The 1,377-nt window shown below is 65.4% G+C and carries 1 protein-coding gene; it reads right to left on the reverse strand.

Annotated features, from left to right (window positions below):
- Positions 1 to 36: 36 nt before the first annotated feature.
- A complete protein-coding gene (locus ADL12_RS21790) occupies positions 37 to 1,329 on the reverse strand; it encodes an IS256 family transposase (protein WP_062704355.1) in 1,293 nt (430 codons plus the stop codon).
- Positions 1,330 to 1,377 lie beyond the last annotated feature (48 nt).

The raw sequence follows: 1,377 nt of genomic DNA on the forward strand, positions 1-1,377 counted from the left end.
GGGTCTGTCAAACGAGCGGTGTAACCGGGTTGACGGTTACTGACGGGCTGCAGAGAGGCGGCCGTCGAAGGTGATGTCGAAGGCGTTCAGCGCGGTCTTCCAGCGCATGGTCCAGCGGGCCTGGCCCTTGCCCGTGGGGTCGAGCGACATGATCGCCATGTAGACGCACTTCAACGCGGCCTGCTCGTTCGGGAAGTGCCCACGGGCCTTGACCGCCCGGCGGATACGGGCGTTGACCGACTCGATCGCGTTCGTCGTGCAGACGATGCGACGGATCTCGGTGTCGAACCGCAGGAACGGAGTGAACTCCTCCCACGCGTTCTCCCACAGCTTCACGATCGCCGGATACTTCCGGCCCCAGGCGTCGGCGAACTCGGCGAACCTGTCCAGGGCGGCCTCCTCGGTCGGCGCCGTATGGACGGGCTTCAAAAGCTTGGCGATCTTGTCCCAGTCCTGGCGGGCGGCATAGCGGAAGGAGTTCCGCAGCAGGTGCACCACGCAGGTCTGCACGATCGTCCGCGGCCAGACCGTCTCAACCGCCTCGGGCAGGCCCTTGAGCCCGTCACAGACCAGCATCAGCACATCGCTCACGCCGCGGTTCTTGATCTCGGTGAGGATATGCAGCCAGTGCTTGGCACCCTCGCCGCCGTCACCGGCCCACAGCCCCAAGATCTCCCGCCGACCGTCGGTGGTCACGGCCAGAGCCATGTAGACGGGCCGGTTGGCCACCGCACCGTCGCGGATCTTCACGTGGATGGCATCGATGAAGACCACCGGATAGACGGCGTCGAGGGGACGGCTCTGCCATTCGGCCATGCCCTCCAGCACCTTGTCGGTGATGGTGGAGATGGTCTGCCGGGAGACCTCGGCGCCATAGACCTCGGCCAGGTGGGCCTGAACCTCGCCGGTGGTCAGTCCCTTCGCGGCCAGCGAGGTGACCATCTCGTCGACGCCGGTCAGGCGCCTCTGCCGCTTCTTGACGATCTTCGGTTCGAAGGAGCCTTCGCGGTCGCGGGGCACGGTTATCTCCACTGGTCCGACATCGGTCAGGACGGTCTTGGAGCGTTTGCCGTTGCGGGAGTTGCCACCGTTCTTGCCGGCCGGGTCGTGCTTGTCATAGCCGAGGTGGTCGGTGATCTCGCCCTCCAGGGCAGACTCCAGCAGCCGCTTCGTCAACTGCTGCAGCAGCCCGCCCTCCCCGGTCAGTTGCAGACCCTCAGCCTGGGCCCGGCCCACCAGCTCGTCGATCAACTGATCGTCCACAGCCTTTGCCCGCACAGCCTCCACGGGCTCGACAGCCTCGGATCCGGACACGTTCTCACTGGTCATCGATGCATCTTCCATGATCGGGAGTTACACCGAACGTCTTACAGTCCC

The sequence above is a fragment of the Streptomyces regalis genome (genome assembly GCF_001509475.1).
Taxonomy (GTDB): domain Bacteria; phylum Actinomycetota; class Actinomycetes; order Streptomycetales; family Streptomycetaceae; genus Streptomyces; species Streptomyces regalis.

Coding starts and splice junctions, on each gene's coding strand:
- ADL12_RS21790 (WP_062704355.1), bottom strand. CDS start 1,329: ATGACCAGTGAGAACGTGTCCGGATCCGAGGCTGTCGAGCCCGTGGAG.